The organism is Allobosea sp. GW821-FHT09G06, from assembly GCF_059416005.1.
The window spans coordinates 30,253-48,478 of the sequence record NZ_JBWKOI010000008.1; the positions used below are offsets into that span (position 1 = coordinate 30,253).

14 protein-coding genes are annotated in these 18,226 nt (G+C 67.2%); 7 read left to right on the forward strand and 7 right to left on the reverse strand.

Features of this window, described 5'->3' with window-relative positions; genetic code table 11:
• Positions 1-9: 9 nt before the first annotated feature.
• The 6 genes from ntrB to AC07NY_RS24880 all read right to left on the reverse strand — a co-directional run bounded on the left by ntrB (position 10) and on the right by AC07NY_RS24880 (position 8,132).
• The gene (gene ntrB / locus AC07NY_RS24855) at positions 10-918 is read right to left on the reverse strand and encodes a nitrate ABC transporter permease (protein WP_494585955.1); all 909 of its coding nucleotides are present in this window, start codon (positions 916-918) and stop codon (positions 10-12) included.
• Positions 919-959: 41 nt separating this feature from the next.
• Positions 960-3,647, reverse strand: a complete 2,688-nt coding sequence (locus AC07NY_RS24860; protein WP_494585956.1) for a nitrate reductase — start codon at positions 3,645-3,647, stop codon at positions 960-962.
• The gene (locus AC07NY_RS24865) at positions 3,647-4,861 is read right to left on the reverse strand and encodes an NAD(P)/FAD-dependent oxidoreductase (protein WP_494585957.1); all 1,215 of its coding nucleotides are present in this window, start codon (positions 4,859-4,861) and stop codon (positions 3,647-3,649) included. The genes AC07NY_RS24860 and AC07NY_RS24865 overlap by 1 nt, the downstream gene beginning before the upstream one ends.
• A 3-nt stretch (positions 4,862-4,864) precedes the next feature.
• A complete protein-coding gene (locus tag AC07NY_RS24870) occupies positions 4,865-6,193 on the reverse strand; it encodes a CmpA/NrtA family ABC transporter substrate-binding protein (protein ID WP_494585958.1) in 1,329 nt (442 codons plus the stop codon).
• Positions 6,194-6,477: 284 nt separating this feature from the next.
• A complete protein-coding gene (locus AC07NY_RS24875) occupies positions 6,478-7,551 on the reverse strand; it encodes a CmpA/NrtA family ABC transporter substrate-binding protein (protein WP_494585959.1) in 1,074 nt (357 codons plus the stop codon).
• On the reverse strand, positions 7,548-8,132 hold the full coding sequence (locus tag AC07NY_RS24880) for an ANTAR domain-containing response regulator (protein WP_492287822.1): 585 nt from the start codon (positions 8,130-8,132) through the stop codon (positions 7,548-7,550). Before AC07NY_RS24880 ends, AC07NY_RS24875 begins: the two co-directional genes overlap by 4 nt.
• A gap of 483 nt (positions 8,133-8,615) precedes the next feature.
• On the opposite strand from AC07NY_RS24880, the gene AC07NY_RS24885 reads away from it, so the two are divergent.
• From AC07NY_RS24885 to AC07NY_RS24905, 5 genes are all read left to right on the forward strand, one after another.
• Positions 8,616-9,659: an ABC transporter substrate-binding protein gene (locus AC07NY_RS24885; RefSeq protein WP_494585960.1), complete on the forward strand. Its 1,044-nt coding sequence runs from the start codon at positions 8,616-8,618 to the stop codon at positions 9,657-9,659.
• 26 nt (positions 9,660-9,685) lie between these two features.
• On the forward strand, positions 9,686-10,543 hold the full coding sequence (locus AC07NY_RS24890; protein ID WP_494585961.1) for an ABC transporter permease: 858 nt from the start codon (positions 9,686-9,688) through the stop codon (positions 10,541-10,543).
• Complete coding sequence (locus AC07NY_RS24895; protein ID WP_494585962.1) at positions 10,540-11,286, forward strand: ABC transporter ATP-binding protein; 747 nt, start codon at positions 10,540-10,542, stop codon at positions 11,284-11,286. Before AC07NY_RS24890 ends, AC07NY_RS24895 begins: the two co-directional genes overlap by 4 nt.
• Positions 11,287-11,312: 26 nt before the next feature.
• On the forward strand, positions 11,313-12,662 hold the full coding sequence (locus AC07NY_RS24900) for an LLM class flavin-dependent oxidoreductase (RefSeq protein ID WP_494585963.1): 1,350 nt from the start codon (positions 11,313-11,315) through the stop codon (positions 12,660-12,662).
• Between the two features lie 153 nt (positions 12,663-12,815).
• Positions 12,816-13,835, forward strand: a complete 1,020-nt coding sequence (locus tag AC07NY_RS24905) for an ABC transporter substrate-binding protein (RefSeq protein ID WP_494585964.1) — start codon at positions 12,816-12,818, stop codon at positions 13,833-13,835.
• Between the two features lie 110 nt (positions 13,836-13,945).
• Here AC07NY_RS24905 and AC07NY_RS24910 read toward each other — a convergent pair whose 3' ends face one another.
• Positions 13,946-14,284, reverse strand: a complete 339-nt coding sequence (locus tag AC07NY_RS24910) for a hypothetical protein (RefSeq protein WP_494585965.1) — start codon at positions 14,282-14,284, stop codon at positions 13,946-13,948.
• 208 nt (positions 14,285-14,492) lie between these two features.
• On the opposite strand from AC07NY_RS24910, the gene AC07NY_RS24915 reads away from it, so the two are divergent.
• On the forward strand, positions 14,493-15,497 hold the full coding sequence (locus AC07NY_RS24915) for an HlyD family secretion protein (protein ID WP_494585966.1): 1,005 nt from the start codon (positions 14,493-14,495) through the stop codon (positions 15,495-15,497).
• The gene (rbbA, locus tag AC07NY_RS24920; protein ID WP_494585967.1) at positions 15,494-18,226 is read left to right on the forward strand and encodes a ribosome-associated ATPase/putative transporter RbbA; all 2,733 of its coding nucleotides are present in this window, start codon (positions 15,494-15,496) and stop codon (positions 18,224-18,226) included. The genes AC07NY_RS24915 and rbbA overlap by 4 nt, the downstream gene beginning before the upstream one ends.

The window sequence follows — 18,226 nt, forward strand, 5'->3', positions numbered from 1 at the left end:
CCTCGCTCCTCAGTTGGTCGCGGTGCCGCGGGTGACGACATGGCCGACGAGGGCGACGAGGCGGTCGAGCAGGAAGCCGACCACGCCGATATAGACCAGCGCCACAATGATGTCGGACAGGCGGGACGAGTTCCACGCGTCCCAGATGAAGAAGCCGATGCCGACGCCGCCGGTGAGCATTTCGGCCGCGACGATCGCGAGCCAGGACAGGCCGACGCCGATCCTCAGGCCCGTGAAGATGTAGGGCGCCGCCGAGGGCACCATGATCTTGTAGAAGAACTCGATCTGGTTCAGCCGCAGCACCTTGGCGACGTTGCGGTAATCCTGCGGGATGTTGCGGATGCCGACGGCGGTGTTGATGATCACCGGCCAGATCGCGGTGATGAAGATCACGAAGATCGCCGAGGGCTGGCTGTCGCGGAAGGCGGCGAGCGAGAGCGGCAGCCAGGCCAGCGGCGGAACGGTGCGTAGCACCTGAAACACCGGATCGAGGCCGCGCATCGCCCAGACCGACTGGCCGACCAGCGCGCCGAGCAGCACGCCGACGATGGCGGCGAGGCTGAAGCCGATGGCGACCCGCTGGAGCGAGACGAGGATGCGCCAGCCCAGCCCGATATCCTGCGAGCCCGCCCAGTAGAACGGCTCGACGATCAGGTCCTTCGCCTCTTCCCAGATCCTGGTCGGTGGCGGCAGCGAGGATTGTGGGCCAGCCGCCGCGAGCTGCCAGAACAGCAGGATCAACGCGACCGTGATCAGCGGCGGCAACAGGTTGACGAGCGCACTCTTCCCCCAGGGGGCGAGCCTCGTCGCAAAGGGCTTTGCCGAAGCAATCGGCAAGGCGACGACCTCCGGCTGCTTGGCGGGAAGCGTGACGACGGCCGCGCCGGCCGTCGCGCCTTTCAAGACAGGCTGACCCATGTTCCGCTCTCTCCTCTGGCCGAGATTGTCCGTCGCGTTCGTCATGCCGCCTCGCTCGCGCGTGCCTGCGCGCCGATGCGGCGGATTTCAGGAAGGCAGGAGCCGCAATTGGTTCCGGCCTTGAGTTGCTGGCCGATCTCCTCGGCCGTCGCGGCGCCCCCCTCGAAGGCGGCGCGGATGGCGTTCAGGCCGACGCCGAAACAGGCGCAGACGGTCGGGCCCGGATCGGCCCCGCCGGGAACGCGTCCCGAGAGCAGGGCAAGCCGGCTCTCCACGATCGCCGCCGGATCGGCGAAGACGGCCTTGACCGTGTCCCAGAGCGGCGCGCGCCCAGCCGGTGCGAGGAAGAGCGCGGCCTGAAGCCGGCCGTCCCGGAGCACGGCACAGCGATAGCTGCCGCCGTCGCGGTCGATCAGCTCCGTCAGCCCATCCGCGCCGAAACACTCGCGCATCAGGGTCGCTAGGGCATCGATGGAGGCATCCGTGGCGAACAACCGGCCCTCGCCGCCCTGTACGGCAAGCCGCGCCCACCAGCTCTGCTCCGGCAGCGCGAACGGCTCGCGTGACAGGACGAAGCCCTCGAAGCGATAGGCGACCGGCGCGATGGAAACCGGCGTCGCCTTCATCTCGGGCTGGCCGGAGAAAGGATCGCAGAGCGGCTGCGTCAGCGCACCGATCCGCGCGTCCGAAGCGGTTTCGCCCGACCAGTGGATCGGCGCGAAGAGCGAGCCTTCCCCGACACCTGCATCGGCCATGATCCTGAGCACTGCGCCACCATGGGCGCTGGCAAGGCGAGCGAAGCCGCCCTCCGCCAGCCCGAAGCGAGCGATATCGGCCGGATGCGCATAGACCGAAGGCTCGGCGATATGCGCGCTGAGCCGCGGGCTGAGGCCGGTCCGCGTCATCGTATGCCAATGGTCGCGGACGCGGCCGGTGTTGAGCAGCAGCGGAAAGGCTTCGCTCGTTGCCGTGGCCAGCTTCGGTGCGGCGAGCGGGCGCATCTGCGCGCGATGTCCGGGACCGAAGAAGTTGCCATCGCCGAAGAGCCGCGCGGTGCCTTGCGGTCTGGAGGTGGGCACCGGCCACTGCACCGGCGCGAGACCGTCATAGGCGGCTTTGTCGAGGCCGGCATGGGCGCCGATGTCGAAATCGCGGGTGTCGGCGTTCTCGAAGGCGGAGAGAGCCGCATGCTCGGCATAGATCTCGTGCGGGCCGGCATAAGCGAAGGCCGTCCCGAAACCGAGGCGCTTGGCGACCTCGCCAATGATCCACCAATCCGGCTTCACCTCGCCAGGCAGCGGCAGGAAGGCGCGCTGACGCGAGATCCGGCGCTCCGAATTGGTGACGGTGCCGTCCTTCTCGCCCCAGGCTGCCGCCGGCAGGATATAATGCGGCTTTGCCGCGAGCGTGTCGTTGGAGAGCACGTTCTCGGAGACGACGAAGAGATCGAGGCCGGCGAGCGCGGCCTGCGCCTTGTCCGCGTTCGGGAGGGAGACGGCCGGGTTCGTCGCCATCACCCATAGCGCGCGGATGCTGCCCTCGGCGACCGCTTCCAGCATCTGGACGGCTTTCAGACCTTCCCGCCGGGCAATGTTCGGCGCCTGCCAGAAGCGGCTGACGCGGTCGATCTCCTCCGCGCCGTAGCCTATATGGGCGGCGAGCATGTTGGCGAGCCCGCCGACCTCGCGTCCGCCCATGGCGTTGGGCTGGCCGGTCAGGGAGAACGGGCCGCAGCCGGGCCGCCCGATCCGGCCGGTTGCGAGGTGGCAGTTCAGGATCGCCGCGACCTTGTCGGTGCCTTGCGCCGACTGGTTGACGCCCTGGCTCCAGGCCGTGACGACATGGGGCGTGCTGGCCCAGAGTTCGTAGAAGGCGGCGATCTGCGCCTCCGGCAGACCGGTCGAGGCCGAAACCGAGACGATGTCGGGAGCGATCTCGCGCGCATTGGCGAGCGCCTCGTCGAAACCGGCGACATGGCGCGCAACATAGGTGCGATCGACGAGGCCGCGATCGGCGAGATGGACGAGCAGCCCTGCAAAGAGCGCGGCGTCGGAGCCCGGCTTCAAGGCCATCACCATGTCGGCGTCCTCTGCCGTCGCGGTGATGCGGGGATCGAGCACGACGATGCGCGCCCCACGCTCGCGCCGGTTGTCCTGCATCCGTCGGAACAGGACCGGATGGCACCAGGCCGTGTTCGAGCCGACGAGGACGATCAGGTCGGCACTGTCGAAATCCTCATAGGCGCCGGGCACGGTGTCCGAGCCGAAGACCCGGCGCTGTGCCGCAACCGTCGAGGACATGCACAGCCGCGAGTTGGTATCGACATGCGGCGTGCCGATGAAGCCCTTCGCCAGCTTGTTGGCGACATAATAATCCTCGGTCAGGAGCTGGCCGGAGAGGTAGAAGGCGATGGCCTCCGGGCCATGCGTGGCCATGACGGTCCGCAAGCCCCCTGCAACGGCGTCGAGCGCGCCGTCCCAGCCGACCCTGTCGTAGCCGCCGTCCCGATTGCGCCTCAGCGGGTGCAGAACCCGGCTGCCGAGCCCCAGCGTCTCCCCGAGCGCCGAGCCCTTCGAGCAGAGCCGCCCGCGATTGGCCGGATGCTCCGCATCGCCGGCAACAGCGGCACCACCCAACCCGTCCGGTGTCGCGAGAATGCCGCAGCCGACACCGCAATAGGGGCAGGTCGTGCGCGTCGCGGTCGAAGCGAGAGGGGCGTCGTGGCGCATCAGGCGGCTTCCCTGATGCAATAACTCTCGCCGAAGGGCAGGTCCGCGCGGATCGCGCTGATGTCCTGCCCCGAGCGGATCAGTCCGAGATAGAACAGCGCGCCCTGCGTATCGCCGACGAGGACGCACCCGGCGAGCCGGCCTTCGCGCAGCACGAACTTGCGGTAGATGCCCGCTGAGGGATCGCGCAGAACGACGGTCTCGGTGCCGTCGCCGGCCTCGAATTCACCGGCCGAGAAGACACCGACGCCGGAGACCTTCAGGTTGGTCGCGAGTAGCGAGCCCCGATAGGCCGCATCCTGGCCGGCAAGCCGCGCAGCCAGCACCCGCGCTTGCTCATAGGCGGGCTCGACCAGTCCGTAGGCGAGGCCGCGATGCTCAGCGCATTCGCCGATGGCGAAGATCGCGGGATCGTCGGTGGCCAGCCCGTCATCGACCAGAACGCCGCGTCCAACACTCAGGCCCACGGCCCGCGCGAGCCCGGTATTCGGGCGCACGCCGATGGCGATGACCACGAGATCGGCAGGGATCTCCGCTCCGTCGGCGAGTTCGACGGCGTCGACATGCCCTTCGCCACGAAAGCTCTTCGTCTCGGCGCAGAGGCGGACATCGATGCCCCGAGCGGCCATGGCCGCAGCGAGCAGGCCGGCGCCTTCATGGTCGAGCTGGCGTTCCATCAGGCGATCGACGAGATGCAGCAGTGTCACCGATCCCCCGGCTCTCGCGAGCCCATAGGCCGCCTCGAGCCCGAGCAACCCGCCGCCGATGACGACGATGCGGGCGCCGCGCCGGGCATAGGCCTGCATCGCGCCGACATCGGCGGTGTCGCGGAAGGTGACGACACCGGCGAGATCGCCGCCGGGGAAGGGCGGCCGGAGCGGCGTCGAGCCGGTCGCGAGCACGAGCTTGCCATAGGGCAGCGTCGGGCCGCGGCGCAGCGTCACCGTCCGCGCCGCGCGGTCGATGCTCTCGACGGAGCGGCCGTAGAAGGTGGAGATGCCGCGCGCACGCCACCAGGCAGCGGGCTTGAGTTCGATCTCGGGCTCACCGATCTCGCCCGCCAGCAGAGGCGAGAGCAGCACCCTGTTATAGGCCAGGCGCGGCTCGTCCCCGATCACGGCGACGGAGTAGCGCCCGAGCGCGCGCTGGCTGAGCTCGTCGGCCAGTCGCGTCGCCGCCATTCCGTTGCCGACGATGATCAGGGGCTCGGCCATGCGTCAGGCCACCCGCTTGATCTTCAGCGCCTTGAGGTAGTCCAGCGGCGCGGTGGGATCGAACTTCGTGCCGTCGAAGAAGGTCTCGACGCCGCGGGAATCGGCCGTCGGCGCGCCAGTGACGCCCAGCATCTTGGCCGCCTCGCGCCAGAGATCGGCGCGGTTCGTCTTGTCGACCAGCGCCTTGATGTCGATCGTCGGGTCGAACTTGCCCCAGCGGATGTTCTCGGTGACGAACCAGGTGTCGAGGCTCTTCCAGGGATAGGAGCTCGCGCCGCCTTCGCCCCAGAACTTCATGTAGAGACTGGTGCCCTTCGCCTCGCGGCCGTTACCGTAGTTGATGTCGCCGAGCAGGCGCTTGTTGATGTCGTTGGTGGGAACGTTGAACCACTGGCGCTTGCCGACGATCTCGGCGAGTTCCTGGCGGTTCTCCATCCTGTCGGCCCATTGCTGGGCTTCCATCACGGCCATCAGGATGGCCTGCGTCGCCTTCGGGTTCGCATCGACGAAATCGGCGCGCATGCCCAGGATCTTCTCGGGATGGCGGGCCCAGAGTTCGCCCGTGGTCAGCGCGGTATAGCCGATGTTCTGGTTGACGAGCTGCTCGTTCCACGGCTCGCCGACGCAGAAGCAATCCATCGTGCCGACCTTCATGTTCGCCACCATCTGCGGTGGCGGCACGACGATGACCTTGATCTCGGTATCGGGATCGATGCCGCCGGCGGCCAGCCAGTAGCGGATCCAGAGATCGTGGGTGCCGCCCGGGAATGTCATCGCGGCGGTCAGTTCCTTGCCGGCGGCCTTCTTGCGCTCGAAGGCCTGCTTCAGCGGGGATGCGTCCTTCTGGACGTTGAGGTCCTTGTATTCGTTGGAGACCGAGATCGCCTGCCCGTCCTCGTTGAGGTTGAGCAGCGTGTACATCGGCAGGGGCTGGCCGTTCTGCATCACCTTGCCGGTCGCATAGAGATGCGTCTTCGGACGCAGGATGTGGCCGCCGTCGATGCCGTTGTTCTTGAAGCCGAGCGCCATGTTGTCGCGCGTCGCGCCCCAGCTCGCCTGCTTGGCGATGTCCATGTCGGGCAGGCCGTGCTTGGCGAAGAGCCCTTTTTCCTTGGCAATGATCAGTGGCGAGGCGTCGGTGAGCGCGATGTAGCCGAGGCGCGTGCCCTTGACCTCGGGGCCGGTCCCTTGCGCGAAGGCGCCGGAGGGCAGGGCGGTCTTCGCTGCGGCAAGCAAGGCGGTTGCGCCCGACAGGTTGAGGAAGTCGCGACGGCTTGGAGCCGCCAGCCGGGCTGCGACCGCCTTGTTCCGGGTCTTGAAGCTCTGCGTCATCGATCGCCTCTCGGTTGCTGAAAAGCCGCCTGCCCGATCCAGCCCCGAATGCGAAAAACGCCGCGCGAAAGACGCCTTGGCAGGCGCATTCGACAGCGACGTTGCTGTATCGTCCGGATCGGGGGTGGCGCGGGCAGCGTTGGCCGCGTCGGGTCATTCTCTACAAGGATCGTGCCAACCGCTTCGCGGGAGCCCTAGCCTTGAATTGCAATAGATTCGGGAAGGGTGGCGCAGCATCGCTGGCTTGATTGCCTTGCTGCGGTGCACAATCAGTTCGCCTCTGCCTAATCGGTGGGCTGCTCTTGGCTTGCGGCAAGAATGCCTGCGAAAGCGGCAGGCAGGAATACGCTCCGCGCGATATCGCGCATCTGCGGCGTCACCGCGACTTGCCCGGCCCGCTCCATGCCAGAAAGGACCCAGTCGGCGTCATCGGGGTCTGGACGCAAGGCTTCCCGGTCGAAGCGGATGAAACGCTCGACCTTGCGCGCCGGCCGGCCGGCGCCTTGGATCAATTCGCCATGCAGGATGCGTTCGATGAGCGGCGCCGGCAGCGCGAGCCGGTCCGGGGCCGAGAGATGTTGCGCCATGCGCGCGAAATTCTCCGGACGGCAGGCCCAGGCACTGGCCTGCAGGATCGCGGTTCCGAGCTTCGAAACGGCGGCCGGGCGCTTCTCGACATCGTCGGCACGCCAGGCCAGCACCTTGTCATGGCAATCGCGGCGCAGGTCGACGCTGGCATGGACCATCGCGCCGACGCCGGCCGCGACGGCCGCCGCATTCCAGGGCGCGCCCGCGCAGAAGCCGTCGATCCGCCCGCTGGCGAGCGCCTCGACGGTCTGGGGTGGTGGCACGACCTCGAACCGGATGTCCTCGCCGAGCTTGAGGCCACCTTGTTCAAGCCATTCGCCGAGCAGGTAGATATGCGTCGAGAACCCGAAGACCGCGGCGAAGGTCAGCGGCGGCAGGCCGGTGGCCGTGCGGCGCGCAACCATGGCAGCGAGCGCCCGAGCCGAGACGCCGGGATCGGCCAGATCCCCATCGGCCAGCCGCGACAACTCCTCGAAACGCCGTAGCGAAAGGGTGATCGCCGCCCCATCACGATTGAGCGCCAGCGGCGCGGCCATCGGAGCTTTCACGCCACCGATGCCAAGCGTCGCGGCAATGGCCGCCGGGCCAAGCATATGCGCGGCGTCGAACAGGCGCACGTTCAGCTTGTCGCGCAGGTTGGACCACGAGACCTCGCGGACCAGCTCGAGATTGAGCCCTTCCGCCTCGGCGAAGCCCTCGTCCTTCGCCAGCACGACCAGCGCGCAATCGACCAGCGGCATGAAGCCGACCCGCAGGTGCAGCGTCGTCATTTCAGCATCTCCGCGGCGGTGATGAGGGAACGCGCGATCTCGACGAGCTTGCGCTTCTCGTTCATCGCGGTGCGGCGCATCAGGGCATAGGCCTCGTCTTCCGACAGGCCCTTCAGCCGCATGACGATGCTCTTGGCGCGATCGATCGTCTTGCGGTCCTCCAGCTGCGAGCGGGCTTCGTCGAGCTCCTCGCGCAGCTTGCGGAAGGCGTTGAAGCGGCTGATGCAGGTCTGCAGGATCGGCTGCATCCGCTCCTTCTTCAGTCCGTCGACGATATAGGCGGAGACGCCCGCCTCGACGGCCGCCTCGATCGAGGCCGAATCCGACTGGTCGACGAACATGGTGATCGGCCGGCGGACATGGCGGCTGACGAGGAACATGTCGGCCAGCGCGTCGCGGCTGGGGTCTTCGAGGTCGATCACCACGACATCGGGGTCATGGGTTTCGATCGCCGCGACGAGACCTGTCGTTGCGGAGAGGCGGACGAGCTGTTGGTAGCCCGCTTCCCGCAGGCCTTCCTCGATGATCGCGGCCCGAACCTGGTTCGCGTCCACGATGAGGATCCGCAGATTGGGCTGCATGCCGTTCGGAGGTTCCCGTTGATTGGTCCGGCCTCACCCAATCAGGAATCGTGCCATTGCAGCTTCCTGGACGGCGCTCCTGGCGTCCAAGAGGGATATCGCTGATCGAGACAGGAAACGCTCCAGCGTTTGCACCAGCGTGCGGAGGCAACGGAATACATGCAGGCTCCGATCGGAGTTTCCGGAATTCGTCGAAGCCCCAGGCTCGGCGTCTAGAGCGCGGCGTGGCCCGCTCTACCGGTGCCGCTCCGGTCGGCTGGGAGCGCGAGCTTCGGGGCATCACGCTGGCGCTGCCCGGCGAGACCAGAATCAGGCTGAACGACCTATTCCTTCCCGAATCCTCTTGTGAGTCTGGAAGGTTCTTCGGGGCGGTGCTGTATATTAAAAAGAACATTCGTTTGACTTAACGAACGATCCTTCTGCAAGATTTGGGAAGTTCGGCGCCGATCGTCGACCATCACCAATTTGCGAAAGGGGACGGCCATGGCTGATGCGACTGGGCACTCGAAGCGCTTTCAAGCTGTCCGCCGCGCACTGCTGAAGGCGTCGTTGCTTCTGCCGTTCGTCGCCCATGCCGTGGGCAGCGCAGCCGCGCAGGGAGCACTTCCCCAAAACATCCCGGCCGGCACGAAGCTGGTCGTCGCCGATCAGAACGAGGCCTTGCAGACGCTGATCCGCGCCTCGGGCGTTCAGGCGAAGCTGTCGAGCAACGTCACCTACGCCAACTTCCTCGGCGGCCCGGCGATCCTGGAGGCGTTTCGAGCCGGCGCGCTCGACCTTGCCACGGTCGGTAATACGCCGCCGATCCAGGCCCATGCGGCCGGCGAGAGAATTCCGATCGTCGCCGCGCGGGTTTCTTCCGAAACCGACTACTTCCTCGCCGTCCGTCCGGGCCTGAAGATCAACAACCTGGAGGAGTTGAAGGGCAGGAGCATCGCCTATGGCGAGGGCACCGGGCGCCAACCGTTCGTGCTGAACGCGCTCAAGCTCGCCGGCCTGACGCGGAAGGACGTCAAGCTCGTGCCTCTCAGGGCCGCCGATTTCCCCGATGCGATACGGACCGGACAGGTCGATGTCGCGGCGCTCAACGAGCCGCATTTCTCGCGCTACCTCGCCGATTTCGCCGATCGTGGCGCAAGCGCGCTGCCGAAGGCGCAGAACGACCGGCTGCCCAAGAGCCTGACCTATCTCTACGCCAGCCAGAAGGCGCTGGACGACCCGGCCAAGGCGGCGGCGATCCGCGAATTCGTCGCGGGCTGGATCGACGCCAGCCGCTGGTCGCACCAGAACGTGGATGCCTGGGTCGATGCCTACTACGTCAAGCGCCAGAACCTGAAGCCGGCCGATGCCCGCAAGATCGTCGAGTCGGAGGGCGCGTTCGAGTTCCCACTGCTGGCCAGCCTGATCGCCAAGCAGCAATCGCTGATCGACGTGATCCACGAGGCCGGCGACCTGCCCAAGCGGCTCGATGCGCGCGAGGAGTTCGACCTGCGCTTCGACGCGGTCATCGCCGCAAAGACCAACTGACGCCCTGGCCGGAGCGGATGGAATCCATGAGCCTCATCACCTACGCCACCGGCCTCCAGCCCAGCGCGGAAGCTGACGAGCGTTCCGCTGGGAGACAGGCGCTGCGGCCGCCGCAACTGGCGCCGTCGCGGCTGCCGCCGGGCGGCATCCTGTTCGGCCCGATCGCATTGGTCGCGATCTGGGAGCTCGCCTCGAGCACCGGTTGGCTCTCGCCGAAATTCCTCGCGGCGCCGTCGACGGCCGTCCTGACGGGCATCGATCTCCTGAGCAACGGCACGTTGGCCGGCCATTTCCTTGCCTCGGCGCAGCGGGCCTATCTCGGGCTCGGCATCGGCGTCGCCATCGGGCTTGCGATGGCGCTCGCGGCCGGGCTCAGCCGCATCGGCGAGGCCTCTCTCGACGGGCTGGTCCAGATCAAGCGAGCCGTGCCGACGCTGGCGCTGATCCCGCTCGCCATCCTTTGGCTCGGCATCGGCGAGGCGATGAAGGTCGCGCTGATCGCCTCCAGCGTGCTGGTGCCGATCTACATCAATACCCACGCTGCGCTGCGAGGCATCGATATCCGGCATGTCGAGCTCGCCCGCAGCGTCGGGTTGTCCCGTGGGGCGTTCCTGCGCGAGGTCGCGCTGCCCGGAGCGCTACCCGGCTTCTTCACCGGCCTGAGGCTCGCCGTCACCACCTGCTGGACCGCGCTCGTCGTGCTGGAGCAGATCAACACCACCGAGGGCATCGGTTATCTGATGAATCGCGCCCGCGACTACGGCCAGACCGATGTCATCGTCGTCGGCCTCGCGATCTACGCCATCCTCGGCCTCGGCTCCGATTTCGCGGTCAGGTCCTGGGAACGCCGGGCGCTCTCCTACCGCAAGGCGCTGGCATCATGAACGCCTCCGCCCACCCGCTCCATCTGCCGCAGGGCCATGCGCTCGCCGCCGTCAGCCTGCGCGGCGTCACCCGGCGCTTTTCCGGCCGCACCGTGCTCAACGAGGTTTCGCTCGACTTCGCGCCGGGTCAGTTCGTCGCGCTGATCGGCAAGAGCGGTTCGGGCAAGAGCACGCTGCTGCGCGCCCTGGCGGGCCTCGACGACGGCGTCGACGGCGAAGGCCGGATCAGCGTACCGGACGATCGCTCGGTCCTCTTTCAGGACTCCAGGCTGCTGCCCTGGAAGAACGCGCTGCAGAACGTCGTCTTCGGCCTGCGCCGGGCCGATGCTGACGAGCGTGGACGCGCGGCGCTGGCCGATGTCGGGCTCGGCGGACGCGAGGACGCCTGGCCGAATGCGTTGTCCGGCGGCGAGCAGCAGCGGGTGGCGCTGGCGCGCTCGCTCGTGCGTCAGCCAAGGCTCCTTCTGGCCGACGAGCCCTTCGGTGCGCTCGACGCCCTGACACGCATCCGGATGCACGAGCTGCTCTTCGGCCTGATCCGCCAGCACCGGCCGACGGTCCTGCTGGTTACCCATGATGTCGACGAGGCGATCAAGCTCGCCGACCGCGTTCTGGTCATGGAGGACGGCCGCATCATCGTCGACCGCCCGGTCGCTCTGGCGCATCCGCGCCTCAAGGACCCCCAATTCGAGACTTTGCGCGGCGACCTCCTCGCGGCGCTCGGCGTCTCCGACGCCGTCTAGAACCACATCCGGCAGGATCGATCGTCATGGCACGCGAACTTCACCTCAATCTCTTCATCAACGGCCGTGGTCACCACGAAACGGCCTGGCGCCATCCGTCCTCGACGAAGAAGGCGTTGAGCGACCTGTCCTATTATCGCGATCTCGCGCTCGCGGCCGAGGCGGCGAAGCTCGACTCGATCTTTTTCGCCGACCAGCTCGCACTCGGCGACGAACTCGCCCATGCCGCGCGCGGCGAGCTGGAGCCGGTCACGCTGCTGGGGGCGCTGGCCGCGCTGACTGAGCATATCGGGCTGATCGCCACGGCCTCGACCACCTATAACGAGCCCTACAATCTCGCCCGCCAGTTCGCCTCGCTCGACCATATCAGCGGCGGACGCATCGGCTGGAACATCGTGACCTCCTGGGCGCCGGGCGCTGCGGTCAATTTCGGCCAGGACTCTCAGGTCGGTATCGACCAGCGCTACGCACGCGCCCACGACTTCGTCGAGGCCGTCTCCAAGCTCTGGGACAGTTGGGCGAGGGACGCCATCGTCGACGATCGCGAGCGCGGAACCTATGCGCTGCCCGATCGCGTTCGGCGCGCCGCGCATCGCGGCAGCCATTTCAGCGTGGCCGGCGCGCTCAATATCCCGCGCTCGCCGCAAGGGCGCCCCGTCTTCGTCCAGGCCGGCGCCTCGACCGACGGCCGTGCCTTTGCCGCGCGCTATGCCGAGGCGATCTTCACCGCGCATCTGACCAAGGACAGCGCGATCGAATTCTATGCCGATATCAAGACACAGGCCCGCGCGCTGGGCCGGAGTCCGGATCAGATCGTCATCCTGCCTGGCCTAAGTGCCGCGGTCGGCTCGACCGAGGTGGAGGCGAAACGGGTCTGGGAGGAGTTGAATGAACTCTCCCATCCGAGCGTCGGGCTCGCCCGGCTGTCGAGCCGCTTCGGGGGCCATGACTTCTCGCATCTCAAGCTCGACGACGTTCTGTCGGTCGAGGATTTTCCCGATCCGTCGCAGGTCCAGGCCTCGCGCAGCCGGGCCCAGTCGATCACCGCGCTCGTCGCGCGTGAACGGCCGACATTGCGTGGCCTGCTGCGCAGCCTTGCCGGTGCGCGTGGCCACTTCACCGCGACCGGGACGCCGGAACAGATCGCCGACATCATCGAGGATTGGTTCAGATCGGGAGCGTCCGACGGTTTCAATCTCATGCCGCCGATCCTGCCGGCGCAGTTCGAGGTCTTTGCGAGCGAAGTCGTACCGCTGCTGCGCAGGCGCGGCCTGTTCCGGAGCGAATATGGCGACGGAACGCTGCGCGACCGGCTGGGCCTCGACCCGGTCGTCAGCCAGTTCGATCCAGCCAAGCCGATAAAGCTCTCAGCCTGAGCGTCGGTGAGCGGAGAAATCGGTTTCGTGTTCGCCCGTGCGCACGCTGGTTTCATCCTCCCTCGGCTTCGCGATTTGGAAGCAATCACCTCCGTCGCGGTGACATAACGCTGACGCGCCTCAGCCCGAGGCCGCGCGGACGTGGAGCCCTAGATGATCGACCGTAGAACCCTGCTTGCGCTGGTGGCGGGCTCCGTAGCCGGGGTCGGTCCCGGTTTCGCCCAAAGCACCGAGCTGCGCATCGGCTACGTGCCGGTCATCGGAGCGAGTGCGCTGTTCGTCCTTGCGGGCGATGGATCGGCACGCGATGCCGGCCTCGAACTCAGGCTCAACAAGTTCGATTCCGGCCCGAACGCCATCCAGGCCTTCGCCTCGGGCACGATCGATATCCTGGTCATCGGCGTCGCGCCGGTGGCGGTTGCGCGGTCCCGTGGCCTCGACACGTCCGTCATCGCAGCCGCAGCCGTCGGCGGCACGGCGTTCATGGCTGGCCCGTCCCTCGCCAAGGCCTTCGCCGAAAACGCCAATGACCCGGCCAAGGCCTTCGCGGCGTTTCGCACGGCCACGGGCCGCAAGGCCAAGCTCGGCACGCTTCCGCCGGGCGGCGTGCCGACCGTCGCGCTTCACCACTGGCTCTGGAAGATCGGCAAGGTCGAGCGGTCCGATGTCGAGATCGTCAATATGGGCATCGAGGTCGTCCAGCAGGCGATGCTCACCGGTGCCATCGACGGCGGCACGCTGCTCGAGCCTTCGGCGACGCTGGTTTCCGAACGCGATCCCCGCATCAAGCGCATCGTCAACTCGCCGGACATGTTTCCCAACATCCCGGGCGTCGTCGTTGCCGCGTCAGGAGCCTTGCTGAAGAGCCGGCCGGAGGCGGCGGAACGCTTCGTCGGGCTGTTCCACAAGGCGACCGAACGGATCCGTGCGGAGCCGGCCAAGGTCGCTCCATTCGTGCTGGCCGCGCTCGGCGGCGACCTGGTCGCCGAAGCGACGATCGCGAAGGCGCTCGTTTCGCCAGCTGTGAGCTTCGTCAACGACCCCGCAAAGATCAGGACAGCAACCGAGGCATTGCTGGCCTATCAGGTGGAACTCGGAGATTTCCCTCAGGCACCGGCGCTGGACGGCTTGTTCAATCAGGCTCTCTACGAGCGCGGGGTCCGATCCAGATGAATGTGCCCGGCGTCGCGAACCGGGCCGCGAGGCGCAAGCTGGTTCGAGACGCGACGGACGCTCGATGTCGGCTGCTGACACTCTGCGGAGAGGAAGCCGTTGGGATCACATCAGGCTCCGGAAGGTCCCGGCTCAGGCGAAGGGGCTTCCGGGACGATGCACTCCAGGATGGCCTTCGAAAACGCCAGTATGGCGGCCTCCCGGTTCTCCGCGCACATCGCCCGCGCGACTTGGATGAAGTCCTGGGTGCCGATCTGAACAACGACTTTGGAGTTGCCGCGCCCCGACGCGATGGCGCCGGTGACCGTCACGCCGCTTCTCTTCAGACCTCCGGCGCCCCGGCCTATCCACGCTCCATGGTCAATTTGAACGTTGCCCTCATATTGCCAGCGACCGCCACCTTGTAAGGGCGCCCGCCAGAGCTGGCTGTGTTCGCTCATCATCGCCACCGTTGGTATCCGTCTCGTCGGCTGTTCGTGCTGGCCTCGACCTTCGAATTCAAGCCTGATCCAACGAAATTCAAGCAGCGCCGCGAAACCGGCAACAGGCCAATCGTCATGGCGCCATGCGAAGTCGCCGCTTGGCCTGGCCGGCTGCGTCCCGCATGTTAAGGCGGTAGCCCATGCCGGTTCCGCCGCTGTCCTTCGGAGATGCAAGATGCGCCGCTTTCGAGCCGTTGCAGCAATCCTTCTCGCCGCACTCGTCCTGCCGGCGCCAGGCGCACAGTCACAGTCCCGCATCAGGGCATTGATCGAGAGGTTGCGGGGCGACACGATGCCGGAGGGCATCGTCAAGACCAACGGCCGCATCGAGGCGACGCAGGTCGACGTGTCCTCGAAATATGCCGGCCGCCTGGCGGAGGTCACTGTGAAGGAGGGGGACGAGGTCACGGCCGGGCAGGTGATCGCCCGCATCTCGTCGCCAGAATACGAAGCGCAACTGCGGTCCGCACAGGCGCAGGTGCTGCGCGCCCGTCAGGCCCTCGCGGAGGCCGAGGCGCTGATCGCCCAGCGCAGGAGCGACCAGATCCTCGCCCGGACCGATGCCGAGCGGGGCAAGGAACTTGTCGCAAAGGGCTATCTCAGCAAGCAGGTCGATGACCAGCGCTCGGCCAAGGCCGATGCGGCCGACGCGGCGCTGCGGGCTGCCCAGGCGCAGCGCGATCAGGCCCAGTTCGCGATCCACGCCTCCGAAGCCGATGCCGAGCAGATCAAGGCGATCCTGGTCGATCTCGTGCTGCTCGCGCCGCGCAGCGGGCGTGTCCAGTACCAGCTTGCCCGAACCGGCGAGGTGGTTGCGGCCGGCACGCGCGTCGTCACGATCCTCGACCTCTCGGATGTCTACATGACGATCTACCTGCCGGCCGCGCAGGCGGGGCAGCTCGCGCTGGGCGACGAGGCGCGCATCATCCTCGACCCCGTCCCGCAATATGTCATCCCGGCGACGGTGAGCTTCGTCGCGGCCGATGCGCAGTTCACGCCCAAGGCGGTCGAGACCGCCGAGGAACGCGAGAAACTGGTCTTCCGGGCCAAGCTCCAGGTCGATCGCGAGCTGCTCGCAAGGTATCACCGGCAGGTGAAGACGGGCGTGCGTGGCCTCGGCTTCGTCCGCACGTCCCCCAGCGCGAAATGGCCTGACTCTCTCGCCGTGAAGCTGCCATGACGGAGGCTGCCCCTGCCGCCAGCCTCGCGGGGGTCACGCACCGCTATGGCAAGGCAATCGCCCTCGACGCGCTGACCCTCGATATCCCCGCCGGCCGGATGATCGGGGTGATCGGGCCGGACGGCGTCGGCAAATCGACCTTGCTTGCACTGGTCGCCGGGGTGCGGGTCATCCAGCAGGGCAGCGTCCATGCCCTCGGTGGTGATCTCGGCATCAAGGCTGAGCGCGAGGCGCGGCGCGGGCGCATCGCCTATATGCCCCAGGGGCTCGGCCGCAATCTCTACCCGACGCTCTCGGTCTTCGAGAATATCGACTTCCATGCGCGGCTCTTCGGGCAGGACGCCACTGAGCGCCGCAGCCGCATCGACGAACTGCTCAAGGCGACGGGGCTCGATCCGTTCGAGGCCAGGCCTGCCGCGAAGCTATCCGGCGGCATGAAGCAGAAGCTCTCGCTCTGCTGCGCCTTGATCCATGATCCCGATCTGCTTGTCCTCGACGAGCCGACGACCGGCGTCGATCCGCTCTCGCGCGGCCAGTTCTGGGACCTGATCGACACGATCCGCACCCGCCGTCCGGGCATGAGCGTCATCGTCGCCACCGCCTATATGGAGGAGGCCGAGCGCTTCGACTGGCTCGTGGCGATGGATGACGGCAAGGCGATCGCCACCGGCACGCCCGCCGAACTCCGCGAAAAGGCAGGGCAGTCGACGCTGGAAGGCGCTTTCGTCGCATTGCTGCCGGAAGCCAAGCGCGCGCAGCACCGGGAGGTCGTGATGCGGCCGCGGGTCGTGAGCGATGATGCGACGCCTGCGATCGAGGCTGAGGGTCTGACCCGCCGCTTCGGCGATTTCGTCGCCGTCGACCATGTCAGCTTCCGCATCGGCCGCGGCGAGATTTTCGGCTTCCTCGGCTCGAACGGCTGCGGCAAGTCGACGACGATGAAGATGCTGACCGGCCTGTTGCCGGCGACCGAGGGCACGGCCAGGCTTTTCGGCCAGCCGCTCGCCGCCGACGACATGGAGACGCGCCGCAATGTCGGCTACATGTCGCAGGCGTTCTCGCTCTACAGCGAGCTGACGGTCCGCCAGAATCTCGTGCTCCATGCCGAGCTCTACCATTTGCCGCCGGCCGAGATTCCCGGCCGGATCGCGGAGCTGCTGACCCGCTTCGATCTGGCTGATGTCGCCGACGAGCGGCCCGAGAGCTTGCCGCTGGGTATCCGCCAGCGCCTGCAGCTCGCCGTCGCCGTCCTGCACAAGCCGGCCATGCTGATCCTCGACGAGCCGACCTCGGGCGTCGATCCGATCGCGCGCGACGCCTTCTGGCGCACGCTGATCGATCTCTCGCGCGACGATGGCGTGACGATCTTCCTGTCGACCCATTTCATGAACGAGGCGGAGCGCTGCGACCGCATCTCCTTCATGCATGCCGGCAAGGTGTTGGCCGTCGGCACGCCGCCGGAGCTGGTGCAGAAACGCGGCGTCGACACGCTTGAGGAGGCCTTCATCGCCTATCTCAAGGAGGCCGCCGGCATAGCGGATGCGCCTCCGGAACCGGCTGCGGTGTCTGCCGCCGCTACCCGGCCGGCGCCCCCGGCCCGCCGCTTCGATCCGCGCCGCCTCTGGGCCTGCACCCGCCGCGAAACCATGGAGCTGCTGCGCGATCCGATCCGGTTGAGCTTTTCCTTCCTCGGGCCGCTCCTGCTGATGCTGGCCTTCGGCTTCGGCATTTCCTTCGATGTCGAGAACCTGAAATTCGCAGCCTTCGACCAGGACAACTCGATGGAGAGCCGGCAACTGGTCGAGGCCTTCTCCAGCTCGCGCTATTTCGACGAGCAGGCGCCGATCCGCTCCGCCGCCGAACTCGACCAGCGCCTGCGAAGCGGTGAGATCCAGCTCGCCATCGAGATCCCGCCCTCCTTTGGCCGCGACCTGATGGCGGCGCGCGCGCCGGAGCTCTCCGTCTGGCTCGATGGCGCCATGCCGTTCCGCGCCGAGACCACACGCGGCTATGTCACCGGCCTGGCGACGCAATATGCGCAGGGTTTCGCGGCAGCGCAGGCCGCGTCGAGCCATGCGCCGTCGCCCGTCACGATCGAAACCCGCTTCCGCTACAATCAGGCCTTCAAGAGCGCCAATGCGATGGTGCCGAGCGTGATCATGCTGATGCTGATCCTCATCCCGGCCATCATGTCGGCGATCGGCGTCGTCCGCGAGAAGGAGACCGGCTCGATCGCCAATTTCCGCTCGACGCCGATCAGCCGCTTCGAATTCCTGTTCGGCAAGCAATTGCCGTATATCGCCGTGGCGATGGCGAGCTTCGTCATGCTGGCGCTGATCGCGCTCACCGTCTTCGCGGTTCCGATCAAGGGGCCGGCCTGGGTGCTGGTGCTGGCGACCCTGCTCTATGTCTCGGCCACGACAGGCTTCGGCCAGCTGATCTCCAGCTTCACCCGCACGCAGGTCTCGGCCGTGTTCGCAACCGCGATCCTGTCGATCATCCCGGCGGTCAATTTCTCCGGCCTGATGGTGCCGGTCGCCTCGCTTTCGGGCGGTGGCCGGATCATCGGCATGAGCCTGCCGCCGGCCTGGTACCAGCCGGTCAGCGTCGGCGTCTTCACCAAGGGACTGGGAGCAGCCGAGCTCTGGCCCAACCTGGTGATGCTGGCCGTCTTCTTCCTGCTCTTCCTCGTCGTCGCGCAGCTTGCCTTGCGCAAGCAGGAGGTTTGA